The sequence below is a fragment of the Metabacillus malikii genome, from assembly GCF_030813355.1.
Taxonomy (GTDB): Bacteria; Bacillota; Bacilli; order Bacillales; family Bacillaceae; genus Metabacillus; species Metabacillus malikii.
Genome location: NZ_JAUSUD010000058.1, coordinates 1 through 2418, shown reverse-complemented (window position 1 = coordinate 2418; position 2418 = coordinate 1). Strand labels below are relative to the sequence as shown.

Here is a 2418-nt window from a genome sequence, read left to right as displayed (position 1 = left end):
GTAAGCCCCCAATCAAACAACGCATATAAACACACAGCGCCTCCTGGTACGATGAATGTATCAATTTAAGGAGGTGCTTTTCATATGCCAGAACAAAAACTAACAATCGTCCCCGTTACATTACACTCCGATAATAAAGTTGCATATTCATCCACCTCATCAACAACCTATTCCAGTAACGCTTGTACGATCAAAACGGCAAGCATGGAAATCTCCTTCAACAACGGCGTGGATCAGCACATCATTCAAACGATTATGAGGGAGCTGAAACATCTGTGAAACACGACTATACAAGTGTTAAAAATATTTACATCATTTGTGGGAAAACTGACATGCGTAAAGGCATTGATGGATTAGCTACATTGATTCAGGATTCATATGAACTGGACCCATATGGTGATTCTATTTTCTTATTTTCAGGATGGAGTAAGGACCGGTATAAATGTTTGTATTTCGATGGTGATGGCTTCGCTATGCTATATAAACGTTTGGATAAAGGCAAACTTCAATGGCCAAAAGACGAAAACGAGGTGCGAAAACTATCCCATCAGGAGATTCGGTGGCTACTTGAGGGGTTATCGATTCAGCAACCAAAGGCTATTCAAAAATCACCAAAAGGAGTGTTCTGAATTAATTGAAAAACGTTGATTTGAAGCCGTTTCTACCTTCACTTAGCTCGTTCAAAATGGTATAATATAACTAACTTATATGAACGAAAAGTGGTGAAATAAATGGTGAATGCTTCTTCCGATAACAATAACCTGAATGAGAAATTAATTCGGCTTCTCGAAGAACAATTGGCTCATTCAAATCAACAAAATAAAGATTTATCGAAAAAGCTAGATCAATCAACTAAACAGATTGAAGCGTTAACCGATCAAGTTCGCCATTTAACTAAGCTTTTATATGGATCAAAAACCGAAAAATCAAAATATAACCTACCAGATGGGCAAGGTTCATTATTTGATGATGACCCGGCTTTTAGCGAACCTGAGCACACAGAAGAACAAAGCCAACAGACAATCTCTTATACTGTTGTACGAAAAGTTACATCAAAAAAACGAAATGATTCCTTGCATGATGGTATTGAAGTAGAAGCTATTCACCATCATCCGAAAAATACGGTCTGTGACTGTTGTTCAGAGCAAATGATTGAAATTGGTAGTACAATCGTACGTGAAGAAGCAAGATTTATTCCTGCCAAAATGATGAAAGTACAGCATATTGAACATGCGTATGAATGTAAAGACTGCAAAGTGAATTCAGCACAGACAGCACAAATCAAACGTGGGAAAGCACCTCAACCAGCGATTCAGCGTAGCATCGCAGGTCCTAGCGTACTTGCCAAAGTTATCTATGATAAATTTGTACAATACTTGCCTCTTTACCGCCAAGTAAAGGAATGGGATCGCTATGGATTGGATACCAATGATAAAAATCTTTCGAATTGGGTTATCCGTGTAGCACATGATTGGCTTTTACCTGTTTATGAACGAATGAAAGAGTTGATGATGTCTAAATCAGTTTTGCATGTCGATGAAACATACGGACAAATTATCAACCGTTCAGATGGGAAATCTGGCCAAGCCAATGCCTATAATTGGGTGTTTCGAAGTGTGCCCAGTCAAGGGCCAATAATAACTCTCTTCCAAAGTGCGTTATCTCGAGCTCGCTCTGTTCTTGAAAGCTTTATTGAAGGTTTTTCTGGAACGATTGTGTGTGATGGTTATTCTGCTTATGATAAATTGGAAGGCGTCAGTTTCGCGAATTGTTGGGCGCATGTTCGTCGTTATTGGCTGAAAGCTGATAGCAAAAATGGTAGAATGGGTGTGAAATTTTGCGATGATTTATATCGGCTTGAAAGGCAATTTAAGCATTTATCACCGAGTAAACGAAGAAAAAAACGTCAAAAATACTCGAAGCCAATCGTGAAGAAATTTCTTCATTGGGTTGAAACATCACCATTCTACGGAAAAAATGCGTTAGCAAAAGCAGCAGAGTACACATTGAACAGGGCAAATGGACTCAAAGCATTCCTGAATGACGGACGAATTGAAATAGATAATAATCCGGCCGAGAACGCCATCCGCCCTAACGTTATAGGAAGAAAAAATTGGCTTTTTAGTGTAAGTGAAGCTGGTGCAAAAGCAAATGCCGTCTGTTTGAGTATCGCTGAAACTACCAAAAGTAACGGCGTTGATTTATATGAATATATAAAGAAGCTTTTTACGGATCTACCAAATCTCAGCATCCAACAAAACCCTGAAATATTAGATCAATACATGCCCTGGTCAAAAATGATTCAGGCAGAATGTAGCAAATAAATGAAATAGCCGTAATTCGATTAAAAAAGTCGGGATTTACGGCTATTTGTAATGCGTACCGAAAGGATGCGCTTATTTTATAATTCGGGCTTAC

General features: G+C 38.5%; 3 protein-coding genes. All 3 read left to right on the top strand.

The features are described from left to right. The first annotated feature begins 84 nt into the window (after window positions 1-84). The gene (locus J2S19_RS23550; RefSeq protein WP_307347325.1) at window positions 85-279 is read left to right on the top strand and encodes a hypothetical protein; all 195 of its coding nucleotides are present in this window, start codon (window positions 85-87) and stop codon (window positions 277-279) included. Further along, a complete protein-coding gene (tnpB, locus tag J2S19_RS23545; RefSeq protein WP_307347321.1) occupies window positions 276-629 on the top strand; it encodes an IS66 family insertion sequence element accessory protein TnpB in 354 nt (117 codons plus the stop codon). The genes J2S19_RS23550 and tnpB overlap by 4 nt, the downstream gene beginning before the upstream one ends. Before the next feature lie 102 nt (window positions 630-731). Next, complete coding sequence (gene tnpC, locus J2S19_RS23540; RefSeq protein ID WP_307347318.1) at window positions 732-2324, top strand: IS66 family transposase; 1593 nt, start codon at window positions 732-734, stop codon at window positions 2322-2324. The last annotated feature ends 94 nt before the right edge of the window (window positions 2325-2418 follow it).